We start from the raw sequence: 13,820 nt of genomic DNA, 5'->3' as shown, positions 1-13,820 counted from the left end.
TCTTAAAGCAAGCGCGGCAAATATTTGAAAATCAGCCAAAAGCCACAGGTCATGGCGAAGGCAATGCTGCCGCTGTCATAATCTATATAACCTAGATACAGGCTGTTTAAGCCCGTAACAAAAACCATATTCAGCCACATAAAGCCGTAGGCCCATAATAATATCTGTACCCACAGCGGCGGCTTTTTATAGGGATGGGGCTCATTATTCTTTGTCATGCTTATCTCCCTCATCCAACATCTGTACAGCCTCCAGCTGCTTCTGCAAGCGTGCTGTATAGCGCTTGGTGGTATGCAGGGCGTTCTGCCCCTCCTCCAGCTTTTTGGCTGTTTTATCAAGAGCTGTTTCCAAGCCGGCAAGCTCCTGCTTAACCTTGTTCAGCAGCTGCCAGACCTCGGTAGTACGCTGCTGCACCGCCAAGGTACGGAAGCCCAGCTGCAGGCTGTTCACCAGCGCTGCCAGCGTCGTCGGCCCCGCTACGCACACTCTGAACTTCAGCTGCAGCTCCTCTGCCAGTCCCGGCAAGGCCAAAGCCTCCGCAAACAGGCCCTCACTCGGCAGATACATCACGACAAAATCTGTCGAATACGGCGGACAGATATATTTTTCGCAGATATCCTTCGCTTCGCTCTTCAAGCGTCGCTCCAGCTGCTTTGCCGCCGCATCCGCCGCCTGCGTATCACCGGCCTCACGCGCCTGCTGCAGGCGCTGGTAATCCTCCAGCGGAAACTTGGCGTCAATCGGCAGCAGCACCTCCTGCTCCCGCTGCCCCGGCAAACGCAGGGCATATTCCACGCGCAGGCCGCTATGCGGACGCACCTCAGCATTTTCTACATATCTTGCACGGTCAAGAATATCCTTGAGAATATTGCCAAGCTGCATTTCGCCCCAGGTACCGCGCACCTTAACGTTCGACAGAACACGCCGCAGCTCATCCACACCACAGGAAAGGCTTTGCATCTGTCCCAATGACTGGTGCACCTCGCCCAGGCACTTGTTGACCTGCGCAAACTTCTGCTCCAGCGATTGATTGAGGCGCTCGTCCACAGTCATGCGGATGCGCTCCAGGTTCTGGTCCGTCATATCCGCCAGACGCGCCACACGCTTGTCAATCTGCTCGCTCAGCCTGTCGCTCGCCGCCTGGTTTTCCAAGCGTGCCGCCCGCGCCAGTGTGCTCTGCTCGCCACGCAGGTCGTACATGCTTTCCGCAAGCCTGCGCTCCAAAAGCTCCAGCCGCTGCGCCGTCATGTCCGCCTTCGGGCGTCCCTGTATCAATAATATTATCACACCTGCCAGCAGCAGGGCTATGACAATCATCAAAGCTATAGCCAATGTACTCATTTTTTCTATACTGACCTCCGTTATTTTTTTATTATAGCAGAAAACCAGTACACAGCCAATATATTAACGAACAGAATTTTCATATTTAACAAGATATTTTCATAATATCACTTTTTTAACAAAATCAGCTTACATCTGCGCCTAAATCGTGTATAATATATTCATACATTATTTATTCCAACGAGGTATTACGTTATATGATAGATGAAAGTCCTAATCTCAATTCTGCTGATAAAATTCTTGAAGCCGCAACCAAGCTGTTTGCCATGGACAGCTTCGCTGCCGTATCTATTAAGCAGATTTCTGTTGCCAGCGGCGTCAACAGCGCGTTGATTTCCTATTATTTCGGCGGCAAAAAGAATTTATATCAGGAGGTTTTATATACCGAGGCAGAAAAATTTCTGAAGCTGCAGGACAAAATCCGTCAGCAGCCCGGTTCACCGCTTACCAAGCTGCGTACCTATGTAGACGGCATTGCCGAAATGCAGCAGCAGAACCCTTACAACATTCATCTGATTTACCGCGAGCTGCTGACTCCGCAGCCCATGTTTGAAAATTATGTGCGCAGCAAGCTGTACCGCATCCATCAGTTCATGACCGAGCTGGTTGAGGAAGCGATTGCCTGCGGCGAAATCGTTGCGGATATCAAAGCAACCCACGTTGCCTTCACGCTGGAAGGTATTATCATGTTCTTCTTTTTGATGCATAGCCATATCTGCGAGCTAGGCAATTTTCAAAACGGCGCTGAGCTTGACTACCTGCTGCAGGCGCTCAACACCTACCTTGCGTCACTTAGTAAAAAGTAAATATATTCCTTAAATAAAGCTGCTTCAAAGCAGCTTTATTTTTGTTTACAACTTTGTTGCTTGACGCTATCTTCTTTAGAACCTATAATTTAATTGAACGATTAAAAATTTTTCAACGATAAAACTATTCTGCAAGGGAGCTGTTAAATCATGCAGTCTATTATGGAAAAACTTCCCAAACTTCCTGATAAAAAGAAACTTGTTGCCGGAGCTGCCGTTGTCATACTGGCAGCCGCAGGCTGGCAGCTTTACAGCAGTATTACGCATAAGCCGCAGGAGGCAAACTACATCCCCATCGTCCGGACAATGACGATAGGCGAAAGCATTGTCGATTCCTCCGCCGTTTATCCCGGTGAGGTGCGCGGGCGCTACGAAAGCCAGCTGGCCTTTCAGACTGCCGGCAGAATCGCTTCCCGTCTTGTCAACGTAGGCGACCGGGTACACGCCGGCCAGATTCTGATGACCATTGACCCGAAGGATGTAAACCAAAGCGTAGAGGCCGCTAATGCACAGCTAGCATCTGCCATTGCCAATCAAAAGCTGGCGGCTGACAATGCAGCGCGCTTTAACAAGCTGTATGCCGGCGGTGCTGTGAGCGAAGCAACGCGCGACCAGTACAACACCCAGCTGGAGGCAGCCAATGCTGCGCTGCGCCAGGCACAGGCCAACGCCAACGCCAGCGGCAACCAGCTTGGCTACACGCAGCTGACGAGTGATGCCGACGGCGTTGTAGCAGCCATCACCGGCGAAGCAGGCCAGGTAACGGCAGCCGGTACGCCGATGGTCACCATCGTGCGCAGCGGTGAGCGTGAAATACAGATTAACGTGCCGGAAAACGTCAAGCTGAGTGTCGGCCAGCAGGCGGAAATCAGCTTCTGGGCACTTCCCGATGTTACGTCGAAGGGCACTGTCCGCGAAATTTCGCCTATTGCCGACAGCATCACCCGTACCTATAAGGTGCGCGTTGCGGTGCCGCAGCTGCCTGCAGAAGCGAAGCTCGGCATGACTGCCAAGGTAAGCTTTAAGGACGCTGCTGCGTCCGAGGACGAGCTGGTTATCCCGGCAACAGCACTGTATCAGGTAAACGGCAAGACTCAGGTCTGGCTGGTGCGCAATAACCGCGCTGTGCTGCAGGACGTTAAGGTTGCCGGCTATGTAGGCAACAATGTGCGTCTGGCAGGCGGCTTAAACAAGGGTGATATTCTGATAACCGCCGGCCTCAGCAAGCTTGTCGATAACCAACAGGTGCGTCTGACCAAAGGCGGTGATATCTGATGTCAAACAACGAAAAGCATCATGCGAACTGGGCAGAATGGGCTATTAACCATCGCCAGTTAGTTTACTTCTTCGCTGTGCTTGTGCTGATTATGGGCATATTTTCCTTTAAATCGCTCGGACGCAGCGAGGACCCCAGCTTTGCCGTCAAGCAGATGGTAGTATCCGCAGCCTGGCCCGGTGCCAGCGCCAAGGATGTCGAGATGCATCTGACCAATACGTTGGAAAAGCAGATTCAAAGTCTGCCGCAGGTTAAGAAAATCACCAGCTATTCGCGCCCCGGCGTCTGCGTTATTACGGTAGCGCTCAAGGATGAGGTTGCCGGCAACACGGTACGCCAGCGCTGGCTGGAGCTGCGCAATATCGTCAATGACGGCAAGAAGGACTTGCCTTCGGGTACCGTAGGTCCGTTTTATAACGACCGTTTTGATGACGTTTACGGCAATATCTACGCAATTACCGGTGACGGCTTCACCTATGAGGATATGCGTAAATACGCCGAAAAAATTAAGCTCGACTTCTTCAGCGTGCCTGATGTCAAAAAGGTTGAGCTGGTGGGCGTGCAGCCGGAGAAAATCTTCGTGCAGATGCAAACCGCCAAGCTGGCACAGCTGGGACTGGATATCAACAGCATTGCCAACACCATCAAAGCACAGACCTCGGTCAATGCCAGCGGTATGATTGAAGCCGACACAGCCAACTCCTACCTGCGCATTACCGGCAGCCCTGACAGCGTGGAAAATATTGCTGCCATCCCCATCAATGCCAACGGACGTATCTTCCGCCTGGGTGATATCGCAACCATCACCCGCGGTTATGCAGACCCGCCGGAAACAATGATGTACTATAACGGCAAGCCCGCTGTCGGCATCGCACTTTCTATGGAGGACGGCGGCGATAACATTAAGCTTGGCGAAAATCTGGCCAAGGAAATCGCCCGCATCCAAAAGGAGCTGCCGCTCGGACTGGAGCTTAATCAGGTTGCCAACCAGCCTGAGGTAGTAAAGAAATCCATAAGCGAATTCTCCGAAAGCCTTTACGAGGCAATTATCATCGTGCTGGTAGTCAGCCTGATGACACTCGGACGCCGCAGCGGTTACGTAATTTCCTGCTGCATCCCGCTGATTTTGCTAGGCTCCTTCTGCGCCATGTTCGCTTTGGGCATTGATTTGCATAAGGTATCCCTGGGCGCACTGGTTGTTTCCCTGGGTATGCTGGTCGATGACGCCATCGTCGTTGTTGAGCTGATGGAGGTAAAAATGTCCGAAGGCATGCCGCGTAAGGAAGCAGCCTCCTACGCCTTCAAAACCTGCGCCTGGCCGCTGCTGACAGGCACCACCATCACCTGCCTCGGCTTCATGCCGATTGCCTTCTCCAAGGCCAGCGCTTCGGAATTTGCCTACAGCCTCTTCCCGGTTATGACCGTTACACTGATGCTGTCCTGGCTTGTTTCCGCAACCTTGGCACCGGTATTAGGCTATGAATGGATACGTCCTACCGTTATCAAGCAGGAATCTTATGACAACAGCTTCTACCGCGCCTTCCGCAAGCTGCTGCACTGGGCATTGGGACACCGCATCACGGTTATCGGCATTACTCTGGCGATGCTGGGCCTTTCCATGTTCATGCTGCGCTTCGTCAGCCAGGAATTTTTCCCTGCCTCCGTACGTCCGGAGCTGTTGGTAGAGCTTAATATGCCTGAGGGCAGTTCAATTAAAACTACAGATGCCGCAGCGCGCAAGCTGACGAATCTGATTAAGGATGATAAAGAATTAGACCACGTTTCCACCTACGTAGGCGAAAGCGCACCGCGCTTTGTGCTGGTAATCGACCCGGTACAGCCGCGCGATAACTACGCACAGCTCGTTGTTGTAGCCAAGAGCGTTGAGGACCGCAAAAAACTGGAGAAGCGCATCAGCGAGCTTGCTGCCGAGCATTTGCCGGAGGCTATCGTCTACTCCCGCTCGATTCCGCTCGGTCCGCCTGCTCCCTATCCTGTTATGATCCGCGTCAGCGGCAACAACGACGCGCAGGTTAAGGAATATGCGCAGAAGGTGCGCAAGGTTATGGCCGCTAATCCCTATGTCAACATGACACGTCTTGACTGGCTGGAGCAGACCAACGCCGTTAAGCTGAAGGTCGACAATGACAAGCTGCTGCAAATGGGGCTCACACGTCAGACTGTAGCCAACGCTCTGCAGGCCCAGGTATCCGGTTATACCGTGGCAACCTATCTGGAGGGCGACCAGCAGATTGGTATCGTTTTCCGCCTGCAGCCTGACCAGCGTGCAGATATTTCACAGTTGGAAACTATTTCCATTCCTACGAGCCAGGGTGCTGTGCCTCTGTCACAAATTGCGCATCTTGACTACACCAGCGAGGACAATATCATCTGGCGCCGCAATCTGCGTCCTACGATTACCGTCAACGGCGGTATTGTTGACGGCGTTACCGGCAACGATGTTACCAAGCAGGTGTATAAGGAGCTGGAGCCGTTGCGCAAGGAGCTGCCTGCCGGCATGAGCATCGAAGTCGGCGGTTCGCTGGAGGACAGCAACGATACATTGAATTATCTGATGAAGCCTATACCGCTGATGCTGCTGCTGATTGTCGTTCTGATTATGCTGCAGATGCAGGATATCCGCAAGCTGCTGGTTATTATGCTGACGGCGCCGATGGGTATAATCGGCGTTATCTTCGGCCTGCTGCTGTTCAATTCCGCGTTGGGCTTTATGGCAGAGCTGGGTATTCTGGCGCTCACCGGTACGATTATCCGTAACAGTATGGTGCTGGTTGACCAGATTCAGCAGCATCTTGATGCCGGAATGGAGCCTGCCAAGGCGATTACGGAATCGGCGATTGTGCGTTTCCGTCCGATTATGCTGGCGGCCTTCACTACGGTACTGGGATTGATTCCGATGTTCGCCAGCCAGTTCTGGAATGCGATGGCTGTGGCTATTGCCTGCGGCCTGACCGGTGCAACGCTGCTGACGCTGGTGGTGCTGCCGGTGCTATACGCGATTGTGTTTAAGGTTAAAGCTGAATAGAGCTGAGATTGTAAGATAGCCTTCTTCCCTCTTCCCTTGACATTCTCCTGAATTTCAAGTAAACTTAAACCATGTTCTTCCCAAACTGCAGGTAACATTACGCTTCCAGCTACATTACCTACGGACAAGAAAATAAGCAGTATATCCTGCAGCTCCACTTTAGCTGCAGAAGCTTAAGCAAGGCCATTTATCTGGTACATTCTAAGAGTAGTACGAACTGACGATTTTTTAATCGCCAGGGTACTGCTCTTTTTTGTTTTTGCGCTGCTTATGTATTTTTTATTGCATCTGTGTTAAAATGAAAGGAGAGAAACCATGCAAGACCTACTAACAAAATTTGCCAACCTGACGATTCAAAGTGACTTCATCTTCAAAAAGGTTATGTCGCGCAAGCGCATCTGCAAGCATCTGTTGGAGGAGCTGCTGCAGATTGAGATTGCGGACATCAAGTACCTGGAGGCAGAAAAGACGCTTGAGCCTGAGTACACCAGCCGCGGCATCCGCCTTGATATCATCGTAGCGGACGACAAAAACACGCATTATAATCTGGAGATGCAGGTGAAAAACAATAAAAATCCCGATACGGACACCTACGTCCTGCCCAAGCGCTCACGCTATTATCAGGCGCTGCTTGATATTGATTTGCTGCAAAAGGGACAGCCTTATGACCTGCTGCCACCGACATTTATCATTTTTATCTGTGTTTTTGATTTCTTTGAACAGGGTAATTATGTCTATACCTTTAAAAAATGTTGTCTGGAAAATCGGGAGTTGGAGCTTCCCGATGAAGCGACAACCATGATTTTAAACACAAAAGGTACGCATGGCGATATCTCCAAGGACATCAAGAGCTTTTATGATTATGTAAACAACCACATTGTAACTACTGATTTCACCAAGCAGATTGACGATGAAATCAGCTATCTTAAATTAGATACGAAAGTGAGGCGGGAATTTATGCTTATGGAAGCACGTTTGTTAGATGAAAGACGTGAGGGCGAAGCTGTGGGTATTGCCAAAGGCAAGGAAATAGGCATTGCTGAGGAAAAACTCGCTACTGCTAAGCGCATGTTGGCTAAGGGATGCTATTCTCTCGAGGTTATCGCTGAGCTTACAAATTTATCTCTCGCTGATGTGGAGAAGCTGAAGAAAGAGGCTTAACCACTCTAATACTGATTTCACCAAGCAGATTGACGATGAAATCAGCTATCTCAAATTAGATACGAAAGTGAGGCGGGAATTTATGCTTATGGAAGCACGTTTATTAGATGAGAGGCGTGAAGGCATTGCTGAAGGCAAAGACGTAGGCCTTGTTGAAGGCGAAGCTAAAGAGAAACTCGCTACTGCTAAACGTCTTTTCAGCATGGGCCTTTCTGTGAAGGATATCGCCAAGGCTACTTCTCTCCCGATTGAGCAAGTTGAGGCGTTGCAAGCTGAGCAAGCCTAATACGAAAAATTAAACACAAAGCACTAAAACCCATGTCCCGCCGAAATCGGCAAGACATGGGTTTTCTGTATTCTCAATGCACACTTTAAGAGCGTGCGCTATTTTTATTTTATTATCTTCTGCAGGATGCCTGCAGCTGCAAGCTTCTTCCTTACTCCTTCTGATACAAATCATAATAACGCCCTTTGCGCGCCAGCAGCTCCTCATGGCTGCCGCATTCCGCAACAGCTCCCTCGTCAAGCACCACAATCTTGTCCGCATGACGGATAGTGGAAAGACGATGCGCAATAATCAGCGTGGTGCGTCCTACCGCCAGCTCGTCGAGCTCCTTTTGTATCTGCTGCTCCGTAATATTGTCGAGCGCACTTGTAGCCTCATCCAACACTACTACCGGAGGATTTTTGAGGAAGACACGCGCAATCGCCAAGCGCTGCTTCTGGCCGCCGCTCAGCTTCACGCCGCGCTCCCCCACCTCGGTATCGTAGCCCGCAGGCAGCTTTTGAATGAACTCATCGGCCGCCGCAGCCTTCGCTGCCGCCTGCACCTCGTCCGCTGTCGCATCCGGTTTAGCATAGGCTATGTTGTAGCGCACGCTGTCGCCGAAGAGAAAGACATCCTGCTGCACCAGACCGATTTGCCTGCGCAGTGATTCCTGCGTAAATTCACGGATATCGCAGCCGTCCAGCAGAATTCTGCCGCTCTGCGGCTCGTAAAAGCGCAGCAAAAGGCTGGCAATGGTTGTTTTGCCTGCTCCCGTAGCGCCCACAAAGGCCACGGTTTCACCTGCTGCCACACTCAGCGAAAGGTTGCGGATAACAGGTCTGCCGTCCGCATAGGCAAAGCTGACGTTATCAAAGGTGATGTTCCCTTTACAGGGCGGACAAATTTTAGCATCCGGTGCATCGGTAATCTCGGGCTTTTCCTGCAGCAGCTCATAAAAACGCTTGAAGCCTGCCATACCGCGCTGATATACCTGAATGAAGCCTAAAAGCTGCATCAGCGGTTTCATAAACAGGCCCACGTAGAGGAAGAAAGCCACCAGCTCGCCGAAGCTCATCAGCCCCTGATTTATCAGCAAGCCGCCCACTACTAATATCGCCACATTGATAAAGTTGCTGAAGAAAATCATACTGCCGACGAAATAGGATGTTATTTTGAAGGATTTTTTGCATACTTTCAGATAGGCATCCGCCTTTTCCATAAACTGCGCCATATCGCTGCGCTCACCGGCGAAGGCCTTGATCAGACGCACGCCGTTAATGCTTTCCGCAGCCTTGCCCGTTACCTCGCCCATTGCCACACGATTGGCAAAGAAGGCCTTTTTCATGCGCAGGTTGACGAAAACGGTATGCACTGCCTTCACCAGAAGCAGGAAGGCGATCAGGCTGCCCAGCATAGGATTCATGTAAATCAGAATAACCATCGTGCCGCCCATCGTCAGCCCGCAGACGATAAGATCAATAGGCGCATTGCCTGCAAAGCCGTTAATTTCGCTCAAATCGCTTGTGAGGCGCGAAAGCAGCTGGCCGCTTTTGTTTTTATCGTAAAAGCCGAAGGACAGCTTCTGCAGATGGCGAAACAAGTCGCGGCGCATATCGCGTTCCATGGAATAGCTCATGGACTGCGCCCAGTAGATGATGCTGAAATGCATGCCGAAGTTTACCAGATACATGGCAAGCAGTGCTGCCGACCATTCAAGGAGCAGCGGCAGATTTTTAAGCGGCAGCTGCTGTTCCAGCATCAGCTTCACTACATAGGGAAAGAAGAGCTCGAGCAGCGCACGCAGCAGCGAGCCTATCACGAGAAAGAGCAAAATGCCCTTATACGGTTTATAATAGCTGAGAAATGTTTTGAACATAAAGCTTTCCTATCCTCTATTTATATATATATTCTAAAGCGCGGGCAGCAGCTTTTGCCAAAACGCTGCCGCGACGTTATATACTTTCTTTTATGATGATACAGTCTACACTATATAGCAGGTATAAAGTCAATAGGATGTGTTCTTAAATAATATCATAAAGCGAGCTATTTGCCAATTGCTATAACACAAGCGCTTCACTAAAAAACTGCCTTTCCTAAAATCGAAAGGCAGTTTTTGGTGTTGCTTAAGCCTTATTCGGCAAGCAGCTTGCCTGCTTCCGCCAGCTTAGCCACGGCTTCGTCATCGGGAGCACCCAGCGCCAGTACGCCGTCAGCCACAAGTGTCGCACCCGCGTCCTTAACGCGTGCTTCCCAATCCTGCATATAGGTTCCGCCCCAGCCATAGGAGCCGAAGAGCGCTACCTTTTTGCCTGCCAGCTTGCCTTCAAGCTCGGTGAAGAATGGCTCGAATTCGCATTCCTCCAGCACCTCTGCGCCCATTGCCGGGCAGCCCAGTGCCAGAGCGTCATAGCTTGCAGCCTCGTCAGCAGTGATTTCGCTGACATTTTTTACAACAGCCTCCGCACCGCCAGCGTTGATTGCTTCCGCAACAGCGTCAGCCATCATTTGTGTGTTACCGGTACCGGTCCAAAAAATTACAGGAATTTGTTTCATGGTAGTATCCTCCTTTTGCTTTAAACTTTACTTTTGATAATAACCCTGGATTTGCTCCAGCAGGAAATCAGCACCCTTTTCGCCCATAAACGGCAGGTGTGTTGCCACTACGCCATTCATAAACGGCGCGCTGATGAGCACCTTCATGTTGCTTGCATCCGCCTGCGTGAGCGCCACGTCATCTGCGAAAAGCAGCGTGTCGCGCAGCTCGCGTACTTCCTGCAGCCACTCGCCCTCTTCGGCGTAGGCTTCTACATCCGCCGCCGGCCCGGTGATAGCCTTCAAACTATGCGCGCACATTTTGTGTGTCACGGTGATGCCTGCCTGCTCTAAAAAGGCGCTCACGCCCTGCACTAGGTCATAATCACCCTTAACTACGGCCTGCCTGGTCTTGCTGCCGCCCATCATGGCAAACATGCTGAGCATGGACATGCCCTTTTCCTTCATTTTGATGCGCATCAGCACCATGGGCTCAGGAGCCTTGCCAACTGCTGCGCCTACCTGCTCCAAAAAGCTTACGGTGCCGCTGTAGCCGTAGGGAACGGCATAAACATATGGCGTACCGAACTTTTCTTCGAGATATTTGGCAGCGGCAAGACCTTCGTTGCCCAGCACAATATTTACCTGTGCCTTGCCCATGGCCTGCAGCTCGTCTACGCTGGTTTCGCAGCAAAGGCAGGCATTACAGCGCAGGCCCAGTGCTTCACCCAGCAGGCTCTTTACCTCCCAGATGTCACTTGCCATGCGGTAGCGCCACGCAGAGGCGCCGATGATGTTGTATACGCCTGCCTCCTGCTCTGCATTCTTCTTTGGCAGATTGCGCACCAACAGCTTGTAGGTTTCCGCCAAACCAACGCTGTAATCACCGCGGAAGCCTCCCTGCTCGAAGGCCACAAGCTTGGCCTTAACCTCATTTTGCATATAACGGCACACGCCCTTGATATCGGTGCCGATGACGGCAGTTACGGAGGAGGCAACAACGAAGATAACCTTCGGCGCATAGCTTTTGTCCAGTTCGATAATTGCTTCCTCCAGACGTGTTACGTCGCCCATGACAACATCGTCCTCGCTCATATGCGTGGTGAAGAGGCGGTTTTGAAAGCGCAGGCCCAAGCCGCCGTATAAGCCCATGCTGTAGTGCGTGGTGCCGGCTGGGCCGTATTCCAGCACGATGGCGCCCTGTACGGCCAAAAGGCTCCAGATAATTCCCATTCTGTCCGACGGTGTCGGTAAAAATCTTACTAAGCTCACAGGCCGGCCTCCTCTCTGAATTTCTTTGCGTCGGCTACAGCCTTCGCCACTGCCTGCAACATGAAGCTGCTGCATTCAAAGCCCAGCATTTTGCCTGCCGGGTCGCTGTGCAGCAAGGCAATGCCCTTACGGCGCAGGCGCTCGCCGAACTCATGGCCCATATAGAACCACGGATGCAGTACGTCGTAAACATATTGCAGCGGTGCGATATTTGCCGCCTTGCAGATGTACGGGTCGGTTTGCGCCAGAATGCTTTCGATATCCGCAAAATTAGCCTCGCTCAGCTTATTGCTCTGAATCAGTTGCGGCACCAGGCCCAGGCTGCACAGATAGCTGTTGAGCTCGAAGCAGTCATACTGCGTATTGCCGTAGATATAGGGCACGCCCTTTACGTCAGGCAGCACCTTCTGCTCCAGCTCCTTACATTCCTCAAATTTAGCGCCAATCTCCGCAGGCAGCGGCAGCTCCAGATAATCAAACAGATGCTGATAGGTCTGCAGGATTTTTGCCGGCGCGGCGAAGCGGTTGAAGTAAACGTAAGGAATGCCGTACTGCTCCTGCATAGCCTGCGCCAACGGAAGCGCGATATCATGCACGACGATGTTCACCTTCGCTGCGGGAGCACGGCGGATTTCCTCGGCAGTGCAGCCGCTGGGCAGCTGCACGCCCAGCTTGACGCCTGCTGCCGCTAAAAATGCGTGCAGCTCCGTGTCGGCAAAGTTGCCCATGCGCTGACCTAGAACGTTGACGCTGCCGTCACATTCCTGCTTTTGCATCATGGCGGCGCAGGCAGTGATGGCGCGCTCCAAGCCGGGGAAATGGTCCTCGCACTTAAAGTGCTCGGTGTGCACCGCCATTACCGGAATGCTGTACTGCTTCGTCAGCTCTGCGGCAATGGCGTCGTAATCATCGCCGATTACCTCAATTACGCAGGTGGTGACGAGCATCACGCATTTCGGCTGATATTCCGCCACTATTTCTTTAAAAGCCTTGTGCATGCTTTCGGTACTGCCGAAGGTTACGTCATGACTGTCGAGCACTACGGAAACACAGCGTCCCGCAATACCGCCGTAGCGCTCATTGATGGTGAGGCTTTTGGTGTAATAGCTGCATTCGTCCGTGCCTACGATTACCAGCAGGCAATCGTCGATACCGCCTGCCACCATCGCCGCGCCCATCAGCGGACAGTGGGTGCCGGGGAACAGCGCTGTTGTGAGCTGGGGCACGTCCTTGATTGTCTGCACCTTGCTTAAGCGGTTAAGACGGCCTAAGATTTCGTTGCCGTCCATGCCTGCAGCCTGCGGCGGCATCCCCATTTTCTCAGCCATTTTGCGCATTTCGTCCTTCTTGTCACCCTTCATGGCCTGCATCATGCTCATCATCTTGCCCATGTCGGGCATAGCGCTCTTGTCGCCGTTTTTCTGCTTAGCCTTGATGGCTTCGATGGCGCTTTTGGGCATGCCCATTTTTTCGGCCATCTTCCACATTGCATCTTCCTTTAAGCCCATGTACTGCCTCCTATTCTTCTTCGTCCTCACTCATAGCCAGCACACGCTCGGCTAATTCGTTGTACACCTGTACCATTGGTGAGTCCTTGACAAATTCGCTGACGGTACCGCCCTGATTTTCGGCGATTTGGATATCGCCGCTGCGCGGTACGTACTGCACAACCTCGGTGCCGATTTCTGCGGCAGCCTTGGCTACCAGTTCCTGCTCATTCTCAATGTTTTTGGCGTTGAGGATGATGCCCTTTAAGCGTGCGTAGCCGCGACGGCCGAAGTTTTTGATGGCCTGGGCGATGTTGCTTGCCGCGTAGAGGGCCATCATTTCGCCGGAGGATACGATGAATACCTCACGTGCGTAGCCTCCGCGAATGGGCATGGCGAAGCCGCCGCAGACTACGTCGCCTAATACGTCGTAGATAACGATGTCAGGCTTATAGGTTTCAAAGGCTTCCAGCTCTGCCAGCTTTTCAAAGGCGGAGATGATGCCGCGGCCTGCACAGCCGATGCCGGGGGTGGGGCCGCCGGCTTCTACGCACAGGACGCCGCCGAAGCCTTCAAAGACTATGTCTTCTAATTTCAAGGCTTCGCCTTTTGCTTTCAGTTGTTCCAGTAC

At 52.0% G+C, this 13,820-nt stretch carries 12 protein-coding genes; 5 read left to right on the top strand and 7 right to left on the bottom strand.

Going from position 1 to position 13,820, the window contains the following annotated elements:
- Positions 1–2: 2 nt before the first annotated feature.
- On the bottom strand, positions 3–218 hold the full coding sequence (locus RDW05_RS02410) for a hypothetical protein (protein WP_210684651.1): 216 nt from the start codon (positions 216–218) through the stop codon (positions 3–5).
- Complete coding sequence (locus RDW05_RS02405; protein WP_307977715.1) at positions 205–1,341, bottom strand: DNA recombination protein RmuC; 1,137 nt, start codon at positions 1,339–1,341, stop codon at positions 205–207. Before RDW05_RS02405 ends, RDW05_RS02410 begins: the two co-directional genes overlap by 14 nt.
- Positions 1,342–1,538: 197 nt before the next feature.
- Between RDW05_RS02405 and RDW05_RS02400 the strand changes: the two genes are divergently transcribed.
- The 5 genes from RDW05_RS02400 (at position 1,539) to RDW05_RS02380 (ending at position 7,916) form a co-directional block, all read left to right on the top strand.
- The gene (locus tag RDW05_RS02400) at positions 1,539–2,147 is read left to right on the top strand and encodes a TetR/AcrR family transcriptional regulator (protein WP_304098929.1); all 609 of its coding nucleotides are present in this window, start codon (positions 1,539–1,541) and stop codon (positions 2,145–2,147) included.
- A gap of 150 nt (positions 2,148–2,297) precedes the next feature.
- A complete protein-coding gene (locus RDW05_RS02395; RefSeq protein WP_307977714.1) occupies positions 2,298–3,422 on the top strand; it encodes an efflux RND transporter periplasmic adaptor subunit in 1,125 nt (374 codons plus the stop codon).
- Complete coding sequence (locus RDW05_RS02390) at positions 3,422–6,469, top strand: efflux RND transporter permease subunit (RefSeq protein WP_307977713.1); 3,048 nt, start codon at positions 3,422–3,424, stop codon at positions 6,467–6,469. Before RDW05_RS02395 ends, RDW05_RS02390 begins: the two co-directional genes overlap by 1 nt.
- 315 nt (positions 6,470–6,784) lie before the next feature.
- A complete protein-coding gene (locus tag RDW05_RS02385) occupies positions 6,785–7,630 on the top strand; it encodes an Rpn family recombination-promoting nuclease/putative transposase (protein ID WP_307977712.1) in 846 nt (281 codons plus the stop codon).
- An 88-nt stretch (positions 7,631–7,718) separates the two neighbouring features.
- The gene (locus RDW05_RS02380; RefSeq protein ID WP_307977711.1) at positions 7,719–7,916 is read left to right on the top strand and encodes a hypothetical protein; all 198 of its coding nucleotides are present in this window, start codon (positions 7,719–7,721) and stop codon (positions 7,914–7,916) included.
- A 151-nt stretch (positions 7,917–8,067) separates the two neighbouring features.
- Here RDW05_RS02380 and RDW05_RS02375 read toward each other — a convergent pair whose 3' ends face one another.
- The 5 genes from RDW05_RS02375 to RDW05_RS02355 form a co-directional block, all read right to left on the bottom strand.
- Complete coding sequence (locus tag RDW05_RS02375; RefSeq protein ID WP_307977710.1) at positions 8,068–9,774, bottom strand: ABC transporter ATP-binding protein; 1,707 nt, start codon at positions 9,772–9,774, stop codon at positions 8,068–8,070.
- 254 nt (positions 9,775–10,028) lie between these two features.
- Positions 10,029–10,451: a flavodoxin gene (locus RDW05_RS02370; protein WP_307977709.1), complete on the bottom strand. Its 423-nt coding sequence runs from the start codon at positions 10,449–10,451 to the stop codon at positions 10,029–10,031.
- A 27-nt stretch (positions 10,452–10,478) separates the two neighbouring features.
- Positions 10,479–11,702, bottom strand: a complete 1,224-nt coding sequence (locus tag RDW05_RS02365; RefSeq protein ID WP_307977708.1) for a nitrogenase component 1 — start codon at positions 11,700–11,702, stop codon at positions 10,479–10,481.
- Positions 11,699–13,210 (bottom strand): nitrogenase component 1, encoded by a 1,512-nt coding sequence (locus RDW05_RS02360; RefSeq protein ID WP_307977707.1) that lies wholly within the window; start codon positions 13,208–13,210, stop codon positions 11,699–11,701. Before RDW05_RS02360 ends, RDW05_RS02365 begins: the two co-directional genes overlap by 4 nt.
- 10 nt (positions 13,211–13,220) lie before the next feature.
- Positions 13,221–13,820, bottom strand: a 600-nt coding sequence (locus tag RDW05_RS02355; protein ID WP_307977706.1) for a nitrogenase iron protein, incomplete at its 5' end; no start/stop codon positions are given.

Source organism: uncultured Phascolarctobacterium sp. (assembly GCF_902463975.1).
Taxonomy (GTDB): Bacteria; Bacillota; Negativicutes; order Acidaminococcales; family Acidaminococcaceae; genus Phascolarctobacterium_A.
The sequence above is the reverse complement of the archived record's forward strand: the minus strand, read 5'-3'. Positions and strand labels throughout refer to the sequence as shown.

Excerpts from the sequence above, each read along its gene's own strand:
- RDW05_RS02410 (WP_210684651.1), bottom strand. The coding sequence starts at position 218 with ATGACAAAGAATAATGAGCCCCATCCCTATAAAAAGCCGCCGCTGTGG.
- RDW05_RS02405 (WP_307977715.1), bottom strand. The coding sequence starts at position 1,341 with ATGAGTACATTGGCTATAGCTTTGATGATTGTCATAGCCCTGCTGCTG.
- RDW05_RS02400 (WP_304098929.1), top strand. The coding sequence starts at position 1,539 with ATGATAGATGAAAGTCCTAATCTCAATTCTGCTGATAAAATTCTTGAA.
- RDW05_RS02395 (WP_307977714.1), top strand. The coding sequence starts at position 2,298 with ATGCAGTCTATTATGGAAAAACTTCCCAAACTTCCTGATAAAAAGAAA.
- RDW05_RS02390 (WP_307977713.1), top strand. The coding sequence starts at position 3,422 with ATGTCAAACAACGAAAAGCATCATGCGAACTGGGCAGAATGGGCTATT.
- RDW05_RS02385 (WP_307977712.1), top strand. The coding sequence starts at position 6,785 with ATGCAAGACCTACTAACAAAATTTGCCAACCTGACGATTCAAAGTGAC.
- RDW05_RS02380 (WP_307977711.1), top strand. The coding sequence starts at position 7,719 with ATGGAAGCACGTTTATTAGATGAGAGGCGTGAAGGCATTGCTGAAGGC.
- RDW05_RS02375 (WP_307977710.1), bottom strand. The coding sequence starts at position 9,774 with ATGTTCAAAACATTTCTCAGCTATTATAAACCGTATAAGGGCATTTTG.
- RDW05_RS02370 (WP_307977709.1), bottom strand. The coding sequence starts at position 10,451 with ATGAAACAAATTCCTGTAATTTTTTGGACCGGTACCGGTAACACACAA.
- RDW05_RS02360 (WP_307977707.1), bottom strand. The coding sequence starts at position 13,210 with ATGGGCTTAAAGGAAGATGCAATGTGGAAGATGGCCGAAAAAATGGGC.